Here is a 16764-nt window from a genome sequence, read left to right on the forward strand (position 1 = left end):
CGCGGAGAACGCGGCGCTGAACATCCTGTCCCTGCCCGCAGTGACGTCAACCTTCTCCGCGGTGTGCAACACCCCCGGGGTGAGCCTGCTGAAGTCCACCCGGACCCTGTACGACGGATCAACCTCCGCCGAGCCCGGAACCAGCGGGTACGTAGCTCCCACCAAGGGCGACAAGACCCGCGTTGACGCCGCCACCGCTGTATCAGCCGGTACCGCCACGGCATGGCAGGCCGGCCCGACCACTGTCTACGACGCCCTGGGCCGGCCCACGAAGTCCACGGACAACAGCACCGGCACAGCCCGGGTCACGACCACCACATACGCCCCGGCCACCGGGCCAGTCACCACGGTCACGAGCAAAAACGCGGCGCAATGGGCAACACCAACGGTCACCACGCTGGATGCGATCCGCGGCAACACACTAAAAACCGTGGACCCGAACAATCACGAAACCAGCGCCAAATACGACCCCTCCGGACGTGAGATCGCCTCATGGGACATCCGCCGCCCCCAGGCCAGCTACCCGATTCCCACCGTGGCGACCAGCTACAACGTCTCTGCGACCAGTCCGTCCTGGGTGAAGAGAACGGTCCTGAGCGGTAACCAGGACCCCAAGCACAGCTACACCATCTACGACGGCATGGGACGGGTCAGGCAAACCCAGGCACAGTCACCGGGCGGCGGGTCCATCGTCACCGACACGACCTACAACTCCGCCGGGCAAAAAGACCTCGAACGCAACGCCTACTTCGTCAACTCCGCCCCGGACGGTGTCCTCGTCACACCCACGATCGCGGTGCCTTCCTCAACCCTGTACGAATACGAGGCCGGGGGCCGGGTCGCTACCGTGCGGGCCATGGCCTGGGACAACGACGAAATCTCCAAGACCCAATACACCTACGCTGGCGTCGACACCACCACCGTCACCGTTACCGACGACACAGGATTCACAACATCACCTGTCCGCACAGTGGTCAACACTGACGGGAAACTACAGACCCGCACCCGCTACCAAGGCACCACAGCAACAGGTTCAGCCGATGTCAGCTCCTACATCTATGACGTGTTCGGGCAACTCACCGGCATGGGCGACGGAGCCAACCTCTGGTCCTGGGCCTACGATCCGGCCGGACGCCAGATCAGCAGCGAAGACCCCGACACCGGCACCGCCACCACGACCTACGACGCTGCGGGCAGGGTCGCATCCCGGACCAATGAGCTCAACACTGTCACCAAATACACCTACGACGTCCTGGACCGCGTCACCAAGCAAACCGTCACAGCCGCCGGCGGAACCGAAAAGACCTTGATCACCAACACTTATGACGGGTCCAACACGCTGGGCGTGCTCTCCAGCTCCACCAGGAACAACGGCGCCGCCTTCAACCAGCCAGTGACCACCACCTTCACCGGCTTCGACCTGGCCTACACCCCGGGAACCACCACCACCACCCTCCCGGCAGGGTTGGAAAACTTCACCGGCTCCTACACCTTCACGAACACCACCACCTACACCGGCAAAACCGACGTTGCCGGAACCCCGGCCATTGCCGGGCTACCGGCCGAATCCGTCGGGTACGGCTGGGACGGGTTCGACAACCCGACAGAGATTGTCGGCAGCGGCAACAAATACGCCGGCAACGGCATGTACAACCACCTGGGGCAGCTGACCAAATACACCCAAGCCGACAGCAACTACTCCTCCGGAGCCAACACGACCGGCAGCATCGACGTGACCCTCACCTGGGACGCAACAACCGGACGGCTGAACAAAACCCAGGCCACCAACCACCTCGGCGTCAACTCCCCGGACCTAGGCACCACCAGCTACAAATACGACCCGGCCGGGCGGATCACCTCACGCCAACAGGCCTACACCTCACGCCCGTCCTCACCGACCGACAACCAGTGCTACACCTACGACCACGCCGACCGGATCAAAGCCGTCTGGACCCCGGCAACCACAACCTGCGGCACCGCCCCAACCCCCGTGGCCGCAAGCGTGACAGGGCTCGGCGGCCCTGCACCCTACGCCCAGACCTACACCTACACCGCAGCCGGTGACCGGTCCCAGGTCAAACGCTTCGGATCCAACGGCACCCTCGCCGTCACCGAAACCTACGCCTACCCCACACCCGGAACCGTTGGACCCCACCGGGTCCAGTCCGTCACCGGGTCCACCCCCACACCGCAGACCTTCACATGGGACGCGGCAGGGCGGATGACGGGCCGTTCCGGGCAAACCATCACCTACACCCTCGACGGTAAAATCGACACCACCACCGGAACCAGCACTGTCCCGGCCAACCCGAACCCCAATGCCACAGCCGGCACACCCCCAGCACCAACAACCGGTGCCGGGAGCACCGGGGCACGGTACTACGACGCCGCCGGGAATCTCGTCGGGATCATCGACGGAACCGGGACCACCATCACCCTGGGCAGCATCACCGCCCACCACAACGCAGCAACAGGTGCCAAGACAGCGACCAAGACCTACACCTTTTCCGGTAAAGTCGTCGCCCAACGCACCGCCACCAGTGCCGGCACCAAAGTCGCGTTCATCATCGGCGACAACATCAACACCGCCCAAACCATGGCACTGCCCAACACCACCGTCGGAACCGGGGCCGTCACCCTTGTCCGCCGCACCGACCCGCTCGGCCTCGCCCGCGGCGCCAACAGCACCGGAACCGGCACCGCAGCCTTCACCAACGCAGCAGCCGCCACTTCCGGGACAGGAACCAACGCCGCCAGTGCCACAGGGTTCAGCGCCGTCAACGGCTACATCGCCGGACTCGACGACAGCATCAGCTCCCTCACCCACGTCGGAGCCAGGGACATGGACCCCGTCCTCGGCGTATTTACCGCGCCAGACCCCATCCTCACGACAGAAGACCAACGGGGGTTCACCCCGTACACGTATGCCTTCGGCATGGTCATTAACACCTCAGATCCAAGCGGGTTGAGGCCAAGTTGTGGATGCACTGAGGAAACAGGAATCTCCTACCCGTCTTCATCTAATACACCACTACTCGGAAACGCACCTGTCTCCTCCTCACCTTCGGTGCCATCGTGGCTCAAGGTAACCAGCCCGGCTCCCTCGTCTTCTCCGGGAAACATTGACGACTGGGCCTTCAAGACCGACTTTGGTGCTGGATATGGCGGACCGACAAAGTCAGATTTCCGGAAGCTCGGCATAGGAACATGGGAAGGATTCGCGATCATAGCTGGAGGCCCCCTAGGCGTTCTGGCTTGCATACCAGGGTTTGGAGCGTGCCTAACAGGAGGACTTGTCGGCACGGGACTGCAGGCGGCCGGAAACGCGGCCGATAACGGTGGGGAACTCGACGAGGACGCCCAGCTGCAAGCAGAAATCGGGGCCGCAGCTTCGCTCATACCCGGTGGAGGGGCTGCGAAAGGAGCAGCTAGAGGTGCCCTAAAGGGAGGATCCTCCAATTCCCTGAAAGCGGCTATGGAGGCACTTTCCCCTGAAATTCGTGCCAATGTTGATGACGCGATTTCTCGAGCAGCCACCGGAAAAGTCCGCTTTCCTGGTCACGACGGCAAACCTTACGAAAATAGACTGGGCCAGCTGCCCGAAGGGACGTATACAGAATGGACTGCAGCTCCCGCTGGAGCAAGGCGCGGACCGGATCGAATAATCATCGAAGGATCCGAGAAGAACCCCAACGCCATCTATTATTGGGACCATGTGAATGCACCCATTCAGATCAGGTAGGACCATGAAGATTGATGACATCAGCAAAAAGTATGCCGTTCACCTGGGCGTCACCGGTTCCCTACGCGACCGTCTCAAAGCCGATGCCCATCTACACGGGATGATGGTCTTTGAACTGGATTTGTCGGGGCTCTCTGATGAGACGGCCCTATGTGCCTACCTCGAAGCAAAGTTTAGGTATCCATATAGGACCGTGGGACTCGATGCCGCCATTGACTTAATCTCAGACCTTGAGTGGTTCGGGAACAGGAAGGGTTACTTAGTGATTGTTCGTGGGGCCACCGAAACATCGCCCATCGCTGGCGACTTTATATCCATGTTTCCAAATATCCTTGATCGGTGGCGAACTCAAGACGTCCCCTTCGTCATTGTGGTAGAGGAAAAGGGCGAGCGTCTACTGGCAGCTTTGGCAGGTGCCAATGAGTTTATGGAGAGGGCTGGCCGCCTCCCTTGGGCTCAACCTGGAATTGGTCCCGTTGATGTTGTCGTGCATCCTTGATGTCACTACCTGAGCGTCAGGTTTGGATCTCTCAGCCCCGATTCCTCTCCCGGGATAATGATTTTGGCGTCTCTAACGGCTTCAGTGGTGAGATTTCCTAAGCGGTAATGAAGGCATTCACTCTCGGAGCAGCCTGTTCTCGCGCCAGCTGTTACGCCAGGCGAGGCCCGTTGGCTGCATTGCCCGCTCGGGGATCCTCTACCTGTCGCGAATCCCGAACGAGAGATCCAGACGTCCGGGTCAGCTTTCCTCAACATTCAACAACGACTCGTCAAACCAGACATCTTCGTGCCCAGGCGTCAAGAGGAATCGCCACCCTGCGGGCAAGGCAAGAGAGGGAACGACTTCAGAACACCGTGTCGTCAGATGCTCGACGTACAACGGAACGAAGAAGTCATCCGCCGTTCCTAGGTCTTCACCGCGCCAGATGAACCAGCCACTCTACCCAGCCGCGGCTGCATGCCGCAGACCGTTAAGTGGATAAACATGAGGCGACCACACGTTTTTGGACACTCCCCTTTCACGCCCTGCAACGGTGGTGTAGGGACAGCCCCGAATCTGGCGGTCAGCCGCATCTGGGCGGAGAGGATCGAATCGTGCATATGTAACATCATCACCTAAGAAAGCGCACAAGTCCCTGTCAGTTGAAGAATCCTGTAGCGTGCAGCTGGTCCTGATCTTTGCGGCGGGGTGATATGGGAGCAAGTGGTTATGAGTGCCCCGCTGGAAGTTCCAAGGCTTGAAGACCTGAGTGACGTCGGGGTTGGTATCGAGACGTCTGATCAGCCTTGGGTGGTCGACCTGTTGGCGTGGGCGAACGACGGCAGTACCGTAACGCTTACCTTGGACGAGATCGCTGGGTCAGCGAGCATCCGCTGGATCCACGGTGACGAGGTGCGCCTTGTTCTTGAGCGAGAGACCGTGAAGGTCAGTGTCCGGGGCGAGCGCGGCGTGATTGAGTTCCACGTTTGGTCCCGCTGGGGAGGAATGGCCGGCGAGTTGATCGTGAGGGTGGGCGAGCACGCTTCGGTCCATGACACACTTCTACGTGCATGAAAGCCCGTCTTTGTTCGGTCGGGGATCGACTAAAGGGCGCTAATCACTATTGTCGTCCAAAGCGTTTCTGCTGGCTGGAGGCGTAGATGGGGGTGAAGTAGACGCCATACTCGCTATCGTCCGCGAACTCGGATAGGTCCAGATCGCCGCTTGTCTCGAACTCTGACCACAGCTCTTCCCCCAACAGATTCCCTTGGCGTTGGACCGCGGCCGCAACACCAAGGGAAGTCAAGGCGAGGGTGTTTCATTGAGTGTGTAAGGGTCCGGTCTCTAACTAGGGTGTGACCTGCGGTTTCACCCCTGAAAGGACGGGCCCTCTTGGCCGAAATCAGTATGACCACTAACCCCCTTGAAGGCGTTTTGAGCGCCGATCAGATCGACGCGCTCGTCACGGCTGCGGAGGACCTCGGAGAGGGCCGCAACGGTGTTGAGGAACTCCTTGCCCGGATGACCCGCGCGGTCCTGGAACGGGCCCTGGAAACGGAGATGAGCGACCACCTCGGCTACGAGTCCGGGGACCCCGCAGGGCAGGGCACGGGCAACTCCCGCAACGGCAAGACAACCAAGAGCGTTCAGACCCTCCAGGGGCCTGTGCAGGTCACAGTGCCACGGGACCGGAACAGCTCCTTCGAACCGGTCATCGTGCCCAAGCGGGCCCGCCGGTTGGGCAAGGTCGAGGACATGATCCTGTCACTCTACGCCCGCGGGATGAGCACCCGGGATATCGGTTCCCACCTCGATGAAATCTACGGGACCAAGGTCTCCGCCGCGACGATTTCGAGGGTGACGGACGTGATTGCCGATGAGGTCGCCCAGTGGCAGAACCGGCCGCTGGAGTCCGTGTATCCGATCGTCTACATCGACGCGATCTGGCTGAAAATCCGGGACGGCGGCGTGGTGGTGAACAAGGCCTGCCACGTGGCCGTGGGCGTTGACGTGGAGGGCCGCAAGCAGGTCCTGGGCCTGTGGCTGGGCACCAGCGAAGGGGCGAAGTTCTGGGCCAACGTGCTCACCGAAATCCGCAACCGCGGAGCCGCCGACATCCTGATCCTGTGCTGTGACGGGCTCACCGGGCTGCCGGCAGCGGTGAACAGCATCTACCCCCAGACCGTCGTGCAGACCTGCGTCGTGCACCTGCTGCGCTCGGCCATGAAATACGCCTCCTACGGCGCCCGCAAAGCCATGGCCCGGGACATGCGCCCGATCTACACCGCACCGACCGTGCAGGCGGCCGAACTGGCAATGGAGGCCTTCGCGGAAACCTGGCAGGCCACGGCTCCCGGGGCGGTGCTGGCCTGGCGGAACGCCTGGGAAGACTTCACCCCGTTCCTGGCCTTCACCCCGGAGATCCGCAAAGCCATCTACACCACGAACCAGATCGAATCGATCAACTACCAGCTGCGGAAGATCACCAAAACGCGGGGCTCATTTCCTTCCGACGAGGCCGCGATCAAGCTGGTCTACCTCGGGATCAGAAACATCGAAACGACCCGCGGCGGTGAACTCGGAACCGGCACCCAAGGCTGGCACCAGGCACTGAACGCTTTCGCCGTTCAATTCCCCAACCGACTTCCGATCTGACCACCCGGCAGACCGGACAACCGACCGGTCCCTTACACAGAAAACTTGACACCCCCGTCAAGGCATGAAGGAGATCGCTAAAAAGCCAAACCCAGTCATCGCGACCAGGTACGCCGCAACTTTCGAAGCCCGAAGCTGGTACTCGTGGGACTTGAATTTAGTTGTCTCCGGCAGCCAGGACCAACCATCCTTGCCGACCCGTGCGAGCCGTTGCCTCAGAAGGTAGAGCATCACTCCGCTCACAACGAGGAAGGCTCCAACCAGCGCTAGAAACGGTGAACTCATCATTAACCTGACCACGGTGGCCGGAAGATGAGCGTAAGCCCAACAATGACCACACCACTTATGATCAACAAGATAGAGAAGAACACACCAAGTTGTTCGAACCCACTCACTCGACCAGCTTCTGGCTCGTCCGGACGGTTGAGCATCTGGTCAGTGATAAATAGTTGGCGGCTGGCAATCCATTTCCGAAAGACGACCCAGACCAGGCCAACGATTATGAACACCAGGCCCAGCGTCATCTTCCCCCCTCTACGGTTCTCCGAATCATCCTAGATTGCTCGAAGCCGTACTCCACGGACGTCGCCATCGCACATGCAGGAGAGCAGAACCCGGCGTCTTGAAGCTGCGGACAGACCTTCTCGGATGCGATCGCCGTCCGCTCAAGGATCCGGAACCGGGCAGTCGAGCACAAGCATCTGCTAGGCAGTTACCCGTGGCCGGATTATCAAACTCGCCACCCCCATGGTTGCTTCTACTATTCGCGAACTAGAACGTGGCCACGGCGTTTGCTTTCTTGGAAAGCGTCACGCAACTCACGCTCCACTACCTCGTTCAGATTGGCCGGCACCTTGCACCCAGCGCCGTCTCCGGCGCCGTACCCTTGACCAGCATCGGGGGTGCAACGAAGCTCAGGTGGTACTTGGCGCTCAATGCTCACGCAAAGTTCGTGTTGGTGACCTCTCTTGCAGCTGAAAATAACGCGAACTCGTCGATCCGGTGCGCTCATTGTTGCCCCCTATAGATTCAACCGGCCCTTTGCACGGTATTAGGAAGGTATCGCCAGCCCCTGACATTTTGAGGGCTAGGGCGCCTAAGGGGTGGACCAATAGCGCGCCCGTAAGCCGGTCGTTCACCGGCCGCTCCGTCACCGCCCTTCGGCTCTCCGAGCTTCCAAGTGTTTCCGCCATTCTCGGATTCCCGTATACCCCGCCCGAATTAATGCCCGGTGAAGGGCCCTAAAAGCTACAGTCCGAGGCTCGCACCGGAGTACCGGTTCTCGATTCCGTGGCGGTTAGCCTCTGGCACGCTTTGAAGCTGGCCGGGGCGCCGCTCCTGGACCCCAAGTGCGGGAAGTAGCTGGCGGGCGGTTACCCTCTGGCATGCCCTGAAGCTAGCCGGGGCGTCCGGGCTCAGTCCTTGTCGATCAGGTCCAGGAGCTTGCCGAGGGCGTCCGGGCTCAGTCCTTGTCGATCAGGTCCAGGAGCTAGCCGGGACGTCCGGGTCAGTCCTTGTCGATCAGGTCCAAGAGCTTTCCCAGGGCGTCCCGGATGTCGTCGTAGTCGTTCTGGCCGGCACGGCTTTCGGCTGAGATGACGCCGCAGCGATGGATCTTCTTGAAGTCGCCGACGGGGAATTTGTAGTGCCCCTTCTGGTCGTCCGGATGGTCGTCGTCCACGCCGAGGTACCACTTGCCGTACTCAGCGAAGTCGTGCTTTTCGAGGAACGAGTTTTCTTCCTTGGTTGAGGGCGCGTGCTCGCTCCAGTCGTCCCGCTCGTCCTTGGCCACTTTGCCTTCCTTGATCAACTTCTTGGCGTGGTCCAAGGCCTTCTTGTTGAGCTTCACTGCCATCGTCCGGGCTCCTTATCAATACGCGGGTTGTTTACAGTGCCTTCACGGCGCCCAGCACTTTGGTCAGGGAATCCTTGGCGTCCCCGAACAGCAGCGTGGTTTGTGGCTCGTAGAGAAGGTCATTCTCGATGCCCGCGAAGCCGGGCCGCATGGATCTCTTGAGGAACACCACTTGCCGGGCATCGGCCACTTCCAGGATGGGCATCCCGTAGATCGGCGAACCGGCGGTGGTCTTGGCTGCAGGATTCACCACGTCATTGGCTCCGACCACCAAGGCCACGTCCGCGGTTTTGAATTCCGAGTTGATGTCTCCCATTTCCTTCAGGGACTCGTAAGGCACGTTCGCCTCCGCGAGCAGCACGTTCATGTGCCCGGGCATGCGACCGGCCACGGGATGGATCGCGAAGTCAACCTCCGTCCCGCGGGATTCCAGGGCCGAGGCAAGCTCTGCCGCCGTGTGCTGGCCCTGCGCTACGGCCAATCCGTAGCCGGGCACGATGATCACCCGTTGTGCGTAGCCGAGGAGCACCGCCACGTCTTCTGCGCTGGAAGAACGCACCGGCCGTTCGCTCACGGCCGTGGACCCCGCCGTCGAACCTCCCTTGAAGGCGCCGAACATGATGCCGGCGACGCTGCGTCCCATGGCCGCGGCCATGGCGCGGGTCAGGATGGTGCCGGATGCCCCCACCAAGGTTCCCGCCACCAGGAGCAACACGTTCCCCAAGACCAGGCCGGAGGCAGCAACCGCCAAGCCCGTGAAAGCGTTCAAGAGCGAAATGACGATCGGAACATCGGCACCGCCCACCGGAAGGACCAGCAGCACGCCCGCAACCAGCCCCAGTACCAGGAGCACCACGGCCAAGCCAATGGAACCACCAAGAATCACCACTACGCCGACGGCTACGGCAGCCAGCAACACCACGGCCATCAACACCGGCAGGCCAGGGAAGGTGACGGGCCGTGTGGTCATGAGTCCCTGCAGCTTCGCGAACGTCACGGCGGAACCGGCAAAGGACACCGCCCCCACCAACAACGTGAACACAATCGCCAAGCGCACCCACGGATCATCCGTGTGCGGCAGCTCCAGCAATGCCACCAGGGCTGCCGCGCCGCCGCCCACGCCGTTGAAAAGGGCCACGAGTTGCGGCATCTGGGTCATCTGGACGCGCCGGGCAACCGGCGCGGCGATGCCGGATCCCACCACGATCGCGCCCAGGATCCACGGGCTGTTGTCCAGCTTCACCGATAGGAACACCGTCACTACTGCCAGCAGGGCGCCGAAAGCGCCGATGAGGTTGCCGCGGCGGGCCGTCTTCGGCGAGCTCAAGCCCTTCAGCGCGAGGATGAAACAGGCAGCCGCAGCAAGGTACAGGAGGGCAGTCCAGGTGGGGTCGAGGAGCGTCATGGCCGCTGCTCCCCTGCTCCGCCGCTACCGGAACGACCTGCGCTGCCGGCAGCGTCAGTGTCCGACGGCGGCCGCTGCCTTCCGCGGAACATCTCCAGCATGCGGTCGGTTACCACGAAGCCGCCCACGAGGTTGGCCGTGGCAAGCACAACCGCCAAGAGGGCAACCGCCAGGACCCAGGGGTCCGAAGCCTGCCCGGCCACGATGATGGCTCCAACAAGGATGATGCCGTGGATGGCGTTGGCCCCGGACATCAACGGGGTGTGCAGGGTGCTGGAAACCTTGGATACCACTTCGAATCCGACGAACACCGCCAGCACGGTGATCGTCAGCAGGCTCATACCGTCCATCAACGCGCTCCTTCTGTTCCAAGTGCCGCGAGGGCCTCCGCCGTTGGACCGTGCCGGATGGCGCCGTCGTGGGTCAGGCAGGTTCCGGCCACCACCTCGTCGTCGAAGTCCGGGGCCACCGATCCGTCGCGGGTCATGAGGGCCAGAATGTTGGCCACGTTCTTGGCGTAGAGCCGCGAAGCATCGGCCGGCATGGCTGAGGCGGCGTCCTTAATGCCCACCAGCGTGACCTCACCCTGCCCGTCGGCGGTGGGTATATGCAGGTCCTGCCCGGGAATCACGCCCTCCACATTGCCTCCGGACTCCGCAGCCAAGTCCACCACCACGGACCCCGGGCGCATGCCTTGCACCATCTCGCGGGTTACCAGCATGGGCGCACGCCTCCCGGGCACAGCAGCGGTGGTGATGAGGACATCGGCCTGCGCCACATGGGGTGCCAGCAACGCCCTCTGCAACGCACCCCGATCAGCGCTGAGCTCACGTGCATACCCGCCGGACGCCTCCGCCGTTTCGAGGTCCAGTTTGATGAACGTTCCACCCATGGAAGCCACCTCATCGGCCGAGGCGGGCCGGATGTCGTTGGCCGAGACGCGTGCTCCCAACCGCTTTGCCGTGCCAATGGCCTGCAACCCGGCAACACCCGCGCCCAACACCAGCACGCGGGCGGGCGGGATGGTCCCTGCCGCAGTCATATATAGGGGGAAGAAGCGCGGCAAACGCATCGCAGCTTCAAGCACGCAGCGGTATCCGGCCACCAACGCCTGCGATGTCAGTGCATCCATGGACTGGGCCCGCGAGATGCGTGGAACCAGTTCCAAGGCGAAGGAGGTGATGCCGCCGGCGGCGAGCGCCCGTACGGTAGGCAACTCCGACGACGGCGACCCCAGCCCCACGGTGACGGCACCACGACGGAGGGCTCCCGCCGTCGTCGGATCCATGGGACGCACGTGGCAGTAAACATCAAGTGCCCCGAGGTCCAGGGACGGGACCACGGTGGCGCCTGCGGCTTGGTAGTCGGCGTCACTATGGCCGGAGGCCTGCCCCGCGCCGGACTCGATGGACACCTCCAGGCCGAGGCCGATCAATTGCTTGACTGTTTCCGGTGTTGCCGCCACCCGCCGCTCGCCGTCGAGCGTTTCGCGTGCAATGCCTGCTCTCACCGCCACCCCTCTCCGGAGCCGTCCAGACCATGATTGCCACGAGTCTATGACCGCAAGGCGTCTGGCGGGAGTAGGGGGCTGCGCTATGTGCGCAACTCAACTAGGGTCGGACGTGAGCTGGGGCAACCAGCCTCCGCACGTCGACGAGCCGGTTCCGGCCGTGCCGTCGGAAAGGAACGCCGCCATGGATTCATTCAAGATCGGTTATTTCGTCGGAAGCCTCTCAAGTACCTCCATCAACCGCACGCTCTCCAAGGCCCTCATCAGCGTCTCTCCGCCCGAACTCGAGTTCCATGAGATCGCCATCAAGGACCTCCCGCTGTACAGCTCTGACTACGACAACGACTTTCCGCCTGCAGGCCGCGCGCTCAAGGACGCCATCGCGGCGTCGGACGGCATCCTCTTCATCTCCCCCGAATACAACCGTTCCATCCCCGGCGCTTTGAAGAACGCCATTGACTGGGGGTCACGGCCGTGGGGGACCAACTCGTTCGCCCGGAAGCCCACGGGCATCATCGGCGCTTCCCCGGGCGGCATTGGTACTGCGGTGATGCAGTCCTCCATGCGAAGCGTCCTCAGCTTCCTGGACGCGCCGCAGTTGAACGCACCTGAGGCGTACATCCGGTTTGTGGCAGACGCGTACGACGACGACGGCTCGGTTAAGGACGAAGGTACCGCCGCGCTTTTGCGCCACTATATGGAGGAGTACAGCGCGTTTGTCCAGCGTGTCCTGGCCGCCAACGCTCCCGGCCACATCGGCGACCGTGAGCCCGATGCTGACAAACTGAACCGCTAGGGAAAGAAAAGGGCCGCACATGTTCGGGTGTGCGGCCCACATTTCACTATTTAGTCAGTATGCTTATTAGTGTGAAGGTCCTCGGACACGCCCCTACCCAGGAGAAACGATGCTTCGTAGATTAGCCTCGACCACTTTCGCGCTCACCCTACTGTTCGGTTCCCTGCTGTCTGCCGGCGCCGCCAATGCCGCCGGGCCGGTTTCCGGCCACGTCAGCAGCAACGTTTCGGCAACCAGCACCAGCCCCTCACCCGAGCCGACCAACCCCTCCGGCCCCTCGACCCAGACGCCAACCAACCCCGGACCGTCACAGGGCGCCTCTGAAACCCCGAATCCTGCCGGCAGCGGCCCGGCCAACCCCGGCACCGGTGAATCGGATCCGCAGGAAGAGAACCGCACCAACGTCATTCCGTGGATCCTCGGAGCGGCAGCCCTGATCATCATCATTCTGGTGATTGTGTGGGCCATGCGCGGACGCGGCCGGAACAAGGAAGTACAGGACGAGCAGCGCTAACGCGCCAGTTTCCCGATCGCACTGCTTTCGAGATTCTCCAGGAGGTGCCGCGGATTGTCATAGACTTCCGCGGCACCTGCGTCCCGCAGTTCACCTTCGCTGATGCCGCCACAGGTCAACGCGATGGCAGGGATGCCAATGCTCCCTGCGGCCTTCACGTCCCATACGGCGTCGCCAACGAACACGACATCTTCAGGCCTGAGCCCAAGCTTGTCCAGGCAGGCCAGCAGAATGTCCGGCTCCGGCTTGCTTGCCTCGGCGTCATTGGAGCTCGTCCAGGCATCGATCGACGTTCCCGCGTCCAGCACCTTGCGGCTCACGTCCAAGTCACGTTGCTGCGCCGAGGAAGCCAGACCTACGGCCAGACCGGCGTCGGAACACGCCGCCAAGAGGTCACGGGCTGCCTCGAAAGCGCGAAGGGACGGCCAGAACGTCGAGAACACGGCACCGTGCGCCGACTTCAGCTCCTCTTCCAATTCATCCGTGCAGTCGGGGACCAGATGCCGGACCAGCTTGTCGCCGCCCATGCCCACGCAGCGGTGAATGTCGGCAATCTGTACGTCGAGGCCCTCGCGCCTGAACGCCTGCCACCACGCGAATGCATGGAAATAGCTTGAGTCGATCAGCGTCCCGTCAACGTCAAACAGGACACCCCGCTTCTTGGATTCGGCCACGTCAGCCCACCTCCACCTGCGCAGGAGCGGGGCCGGCGAGCGTCCGGTCCATCATGAATTCTTCCGACTCCAGGAGCGCGTAACGATCCGCCGAACCCTGCCGCAGCAGGCCCGTGCCGGCTACTTCCCGAAGCGCTTCCACAGCCCTCACAGCTTCCCTCTTTGAGGAGTAGCGCTTGGACAGTCCCATGAGGGTGTCCTCACCGTCCACCATCAGCACGCGGTAACCCCCATCGGGAGCGTCAACCAATTCCAGATGTCCCGCCAACCCAAACCTCCTCGTTCTGATGCCTCCGCTTAGTAAGTTTACTTATTATATAGCTGCTCTCGCCGCCTCATGAAACGCACGACGGCGGACGGCCGGCTTACGCTCCCGCCGGCACTTGCGAAGGCCGGGACCAAGAATTGTGATGGCCGTTCTGAGGACTTGGAAAAGGAACACTAAACCGAGTCACGAATCCGGTTGGGCCATACAAGAAGGATGGCTGCTTCCCCGGGAACGCCCGCGCATGGTGTTCCCGGGGAGGCAGCTGACCTGTTTGCAGCGCATACCGAGGAGTCACATGTCCACCAAGATTTCCAAATGGCCCGCCGGGACGCCCATGTGGGTAGACCTGTCAGTCGACGATGTGGAGGCTGCCAAAACCTTCTACACCGGCCTGTTCGGGTGGGACTACCTTTCCGCCGACGATGAGGCAGGGTATCTCCTGGCTCAGCTCAATGGCCATGCCATTGCGGGCCTCGGCCCCAAGGATGATCCGGCCATGCCTTCCGCATGGACCACTTTCATGGCCTCCGACGACGTCAATGCCACCGCTGAGCGGATCCGTGAGTCCGGCGGCCAGGTGCTGATGGCGCCGTTCGACGTCATGGATTCCGGCAGGATGGCCATCGCCGCGGACACCACCGGAGCCGTCTTCGGCGTGTGGCAGGCCGGAAACCACATCGGCGCTGAACGCGTGAATGAACACGGCTCATTGTGCTGGAACGAACTCCACACCTCCGACTACGCGGAGGCCCGGGCCTTCTACGCGGGCGTCTTCGGTTTCAATTACCACGAGGTCACAGGAGCGGACATGGTTTACGCCACCTGCCTCCGGGACTCCGACCGCCGGGAAGTGGCCGGTATTCACCACGACACCCAAATCCCGCAGAGCGACCCCGCGTACTGGCTCACCTGGTTCGCCAGCGATGACGTCGCATCGACGGCTGCGCGGGCACAAGAACTCGGTGCAACACTGTTGGTCCCCGTGTCCGATACACCCTTTGGCCGGATGGTCATCGTTGAAGCACCGCAAGGAGACGTCTTCGGAGTTATCGCCGTGGCGCCAGCCAACGACTGAGTGACGGCACGCGGTGGCCGGGGCTGGGCCGTGACCACCGCCTGACATGAAAAGCCCGACGGCGGCAGCACCGCCGTCGGGCTTTTCAGCAGGCTGCTAGCCGACCGACTGGGCTTCCGCTTGGGAGTGCAGGGACCAGGACGACCAGTCGAGGGGATGCACCGACGGGCGGCCGAGCAGGTAACCCTGAGCCGCGGCAACGTTGAGGGCGGTTGCTTCCTGCAGCTCCCCGGCCGTTTCGATGCCTTGGGCCACCACGGAGGACCCCAGTTCCCGGGCAAGCGCAACAACCGCGCGGGCGCGGATGCGTTGCCCTTCAGAGTTGTCAATGCCTTCGATCAGGTGGCGGTCCAGTTTGAGGATGTCCGGACGAAGTTCCTCGATCTTGTCCATGGAAACAAAACCCGCACCGGATGCGCTGACTGCGAGGCGCAGTCCACGGCGGCGCAACGGACCCAATCCATGGTCATCGTCCCAGCCGTCGGCCAACTCCAGGCTGCCCGTCAGCTCAATAACGATCCTGTCCGGCGCCAAGCCGGCCCCTTCCAGGAGCTTCCGCACCCGCGGGTCCGCTGCCGTTTCCGGGGTGAGGTTGAAAGCTACGAACATGGTGTCCGGGAAGTCCTCTGCGGCCGCCAAGGAGCAGGACAGCGCCGCGATCTCCAGGTCTGTACCAAGACCTGCCGCCGAAGCTTCACGGAACCACACATCGGCCGCGGCGCCATCCTGCTCAACAAACCGGATCAGGGCTTCGACGCCGATCACTTCACCGGACGGCAAGGCGTGGATGGGTTGGAAGGCTGTTAGCAGCAACTTGTCCCGCAGCACCGATTGGATGCGCTTGCGCACCTCCGTATCCACCGGAATGGTGACCGTCTGTGGAGCCTCGGCGGATTCACGGTTCAGGCTCATGGAGTCTTGATGGGCAGCGGGAGCCTCGGCGGTCTCCGGCTGGGTTCGCGTCACGATCAAGTGCTCCAGGAGGACGCCCTTGGGATCATCGGGATGTTGCGTGAACCGCTCCTCGAGGTTCCTCCGGCTCTGCTGACTCCGGGGATCCGTTTCGGCGAGGATGGACTCAATGATTTCCAACGCCTGCTGCCGGACGCGGGTGTCGTCCGCAGCAGGGACAGGCTTACCGGCGCGATCATTCGGCGGCCCTTCCAAGGCACCGCCGGGGGGAAGAGAGAGCCCACTTCTAGACATCGACTTTTCCTTCAATGTTAATTTGTGCCGACTGCGCCCAGTACACAATCGGCTCAGCTTCGTCCACGAGCACCTCCCAGCGGCGCACGGAACAAAGCAGCCCAGTCGTGCGTCAGCGCAACCAGGCTTGTGAGGAATCCTACAAGAGACCCATGGCAACCATGAAGACCGTTTGCAGGGTTGTTACCTAACTGAGTGCTGTCTGTTGAATTCACGCCTGAAGAGGGAGCATGGCCCTATGGGAACCGTCACCGAATATCTGCAGACCGTCACCGACCCTCACCGCTCCCTGCTGCAGCGGATCGTGGAAATTGCCCGTGAATTGGCGCCCGACGCGGAAGAAGGCACGAGCCACGGCATGCCTGCTTTGCTCGTGGACGGCAAGGGCTTAGTCAGCGTCCTGGAAACCAAGAAACACCTTGCGCTTTACCCGTTCAGCGGCCAGATCCTGCCGGAAATGTCCGAGGAACTCGGCGGATACTCCTGGTCTCCCGGGACCCTGCGCTTCTCGGAGGACAATCCCCTCCCCGATTCCCTGGTGCGGCGGATCCTGGAAACCCGGCTGGCGGCGATCCGGAAGTAG

Annotated in this window: 17 protein-coding genes; 8 read left to right on the top strand and 9 right to left on the bottom strand. The window is 62.4% G+C overall.

Features of this window, described 5'->3' with window-relative positions; genetic code table 11:
- The first annotated feature begins 79 nt into the window (after window positions 1–79).
- The 3 genes from RI444_RS20865 to RI444_RS20875 all read left to right on the top strand — a co-directional run bounded on the left by RI444_RS20865 (window position 80) and on the right by RI444_RS20875 (window position 5297).
- Window positions 80–3742 carry a ribonuclease domain-containing protein gene (locus RI444_RS20865; RefSeq protein WP_207605367.1) on the top strand — a complete coding sequence of 1221 codons (3663 nt, stop codon included), beginning with the start codon at window positions 80–82 and terminating at the stop codon, window positions 3740–3742.
- Between the two features lie 4 nt (window positions 3743–3746).
- Window positions 3747–4241 carry a hypothetical protein gene (locus RI444_RS20870; RefSeq protein WP_021474466.1) on the top strand — a complete coding sequence of 165 codons (495 nt, stop codon included), beginning with the start codon at window positions 3747–3749 and terminating at the stop codon, window positions 4239–4241.
- A gap of 711 nt (window positions 4242–4952) precedes the next feature.
- On the top strand, window positions 4953–5297 hold the full coding sequence (locus RI444_RS20875) for a hypothetical protein (protein WP_021474465.1): 345 nt from the start codon (window positions 4953–4955) through the stop codon (window positions 5295–5297).
- A 46-nt stretch (window positions 5298–5343) separates the two neighbouring features.
- Here RI444_RS20875 and RI444_RS20880 read toward each other — a convergent pair whose 3' ends face one another.
- A complete protein-coding gene (locus RI444_RS20880; RefSeq protein WP_062098561.1) occupies window positions 5344–5529 on the bottom strand; it encodes a hypothetical protein in 186 nt (61 codons plus the stop codon).
- A 101-nt stretch (window positions 5530–5630) separates the two neighbouring features.
- On the opposite strand from RI444_RS20880, the gene RI444_RS20885 reads away from it, so the two are divergent.
- Window positions 5631–6878 carry an IS256 family transposase gene (locus tag RI444_RS20885; RefSeq protein WP_192551635.1) on the top strand — a complete coding sequence of 416 codons (1248 nt, stop codon included), beginning with the start codon at window positions 5631–5633 and terminating at the stop codon, window positions 6876–6878.
- Window positions 6879–7165: 287 nt separating this feature from the next.
- Here the strand turns inward: RI444_RS20885 and RI444_RS20890 are convergent, their stop codons facing one another.
- From RI444_RS20890 to RI444_RS20910, 5 genes are all read right to left on the bottom strand, one after another.
- The gene (locus tag RI444_RS20890) at window positions 7166–7402 is read right to left on the bottom strand and encodes a hypothetical protein (protein WP_021474664.1); all 237 of its coding nucleotides are present in this window, start codon (window positions 7400–7402) and stop codon (window positions 7166–7168) included.
- A 983-nt stretch (window positions 7403–8385) separates the two neighbouring features.
- Entirely contained in the window at window positions 8386–8733 is a 348-nt protein-coding gene (locus RI444_RS20895) for a hypothetical protein (RefSeq protein ID WP_062098566.1), read from the bottom strand.
- A 31-nt stretch (window positions 8734–8764) separates the two neighbouring features.
- Window positions 8765–10138: an NAD(P)(+) transhydrogenase (Re/Si-specific) subunit beta gene (locus RI444_RS20900; protein WP_207605366.1), complete on the bottom strand. Its 1374-nt coding sequence runs from the start codon at window positions 10136–10138 to the stop codon at window positions 8765–8767.
- Window positions 10135–10488: an NAD(P) transhydrogenase subunit alpha gene (locus tag RI444_RS20905; protein WP_207605365.1), complete on the bottom strand. Its 354-nt coding sequence runs from the start codon at window positions 10486–10488 to the stop codon at window positions 10135–10137. Before RI444_RS20905 ends, RI444_RS20900 begins: the two co-directional genes overlap by 4 nt.
- Window positions 10488–11648 carry a Re/Si-specific NAD(P)(+) transhydrogenase subunit alpha gene (locus RI444_RS20910; protein WP_207605364.1) on the bottom strand — a complete coding sequence of 387 codons (1161 nt, stop codon included), beginning with the start codon at window positions 11646–11648 and terminating at the stop codon, window positions 10488–10490. Before RI444_RS20910 ends, RI444_RS20905 begins: the two co-directional genes overlap by 1 nt.
- Before the next feature lie 184 nt (window positions 11649–11832).
- Between RI444_RS20910 and RI444_RS20915 the strand changes: the two genes are divergently transcribed.
- Complete coding sequence (locus tag RI444_RS20915; protein ID WP_207605363.1) at window positions 11833–12444, top strand: NADPH-dependent FMN reductase; 612 nt, start codon at window positions 11833–11835, stop codon at window positions 12442–12444.
- Window positions 12445–12553: 109 nt separating this feature from the next.
- Window positions 12554–12958 carry a hypothetical protein gene (locus RI444_RS20920; RefSeq protein ID WP_179012979.1) on the top strand — a complete coding sequence of 135 codons (405 nt, stop codon included), beginning with the start codon at window positions 12554–12556 and terminating at the stop codon, window positions 12956–12958.
- On the opposite strand, the gene RI444_RS20925 is transcribed toward RI444_RS20920, so the two are convergent.
- A complete protein-coding gene (locus RI444_RS20925; protein ID WP_179012978.1) occupies window positions 12955–13632 on the bottom strand; it encodes an HAD family hydrolase in 678 nt (225 codons plus the stop codon). The genes RI444_RS20920 and RI444_RS20925 overlap by 4 nt on opposite strands.
- A 1-nt stretch (window position 13633) precedes the next feature.
- Entirely contained in the window at window positions 13634–13900 is a 267-nt protein-coding gene (locus tag RI444_RS20930) for a hypothetical protein (protein ID WP_021474656.1), read from the bottom strand.
- A gap of 295 nt (window positions 13901–14195) precedes the next feature.
- Here RI444_RS20930 and RI444_RS20935 point away from each other — a divergent pair, with 295 nt between their 5' ends.
- Window positions 14196–14975, top strand: coding sequence for a VOC family protein (locus RI444_RS20935; RefSeq protein WP_021474655.1), 780 nt, complete (start codon window positions 14196–14198; stop codon window positions 14973–14975).
- A gap of 96 nt (window positions 14976–15071) precedes the next feature.
- Here the strand turns inward: RI444_RS20935 and RI444_RS20940 are convergent, their stop codons facing one another.
- Window positions 15072–16181 (bottom strand): EAL domain-containing protein, encoded by a 1110-nt coding sequence (locus RI444_RS20940; RefSeq protein ID WP_062098574.1) that lies wholly within the window; start codon window positions 16179–16181, stop codon window positions 15072–15074.
- A gap of 238 nt (window positions 16182–16419) precedes the next feature.
- Between RI444_RS20940 and RI444_RS20945 the strand changes: the two genes are divergently transcribed.
- Entirely contained in the window at window positions 16420–16764 is a 345-nt protein-coding gene (locus tag RI444_RS20945; RefSeq protein ID WP_207605362.1) for an iron chaperone, read from the top strand.

The organism is Paenarthrobacter sp. AT5 (assembly GCF_032764245.1).
In the GTDB taxonomy this organism is placed as follows: Bacteria; Actinomycetota; Actinomycetes; order Actinomycetales; family Micrococcaceae; genus Arthrobacter; species Arthrobacter ureafaciens.

Coding starts and splice junctions, on each gene's coding strand:
- RI444_RS20870 (WP_021474466.1), top strand. CDS start 3,747: ATGAAGATTGATGACATCAGCAAAAAGTATGCCGTTCACCTGGGCGTC.
- RI444_RS20875 (WP_021474465.1), top strand. CDS start 4,953: ATGAGTGCCCCGCTGGAAGTTCCAAGGCTTGAAGACCTGAGTGACGTC.
- RI444_RS20885 (WP_192551635.1), top strand. CDS start 5,631: ATGACCACTAACCCCCTTGAAGGCGTTTTGAGCGCCGATCAGATCGAC.
- RI444_RS20890 (WP_021474664.1), bottom strand. CDS start 7,402: ATGACGCTGGGCCTGGTGTTCATAATCGTTGGCCTGGTCTGGGTCGTC.
- RI444_RS20895 (WP_062098566.1), bottom strand. CDS start 8,733: ATGGCAGTGAAGCTCAACAAGAAGGCCTTGGACCACGCCAAGAAGTTG.
- RI444_RS20900 (WP_207605366.1), bottom strand. CDS start 10,138: ATGACGCTCCTCGACCCCACCTGGACTGCCCTCCTGTACCTTGCTGCG.
- RI444_RS20905 (WP_207605365.1), bottom strand. CDS start 10,488: ATGGACGGTATGAGCCTGCTGACGATCACCGTGCTGGCGGTGTTCGTC.
- RI444_RS20915 (WP_207605363.1), top strand. CDS start 11,833: ATGGATTCATTCAAGATCGGTTATTTCGTCGGAAGCCTCTCAAGTACC.
- RI444_RS20920 (WP_179012979.1), top strand. CDS start 12,554: ATGCTTCGTAGATTAGCCTCGACCACTTTCGCGCTCACCCTACTGTTC.
- RI444_RS20935 (WP_021474655.1), top strand. CDS start 14,196: ATGTCCACCAAGATTTCCAAATGGCCCGCCGGGACGCCCATGTGGGTA.
- RI444_RS20940 (WP_062098574.1), bottom strand. CDS start 16,181: ATGTCTAGAAGTGGGCTCTCTCTTCCCCCCGGCGGTGCCTTGGAAGGG.
- RI444_RS20945 (WP_207605362.1), top strand. CDS start 16,420: ATGGGAACCGTCACCGAATATCTGCAGACCGTCACCGACCCTCACCGC.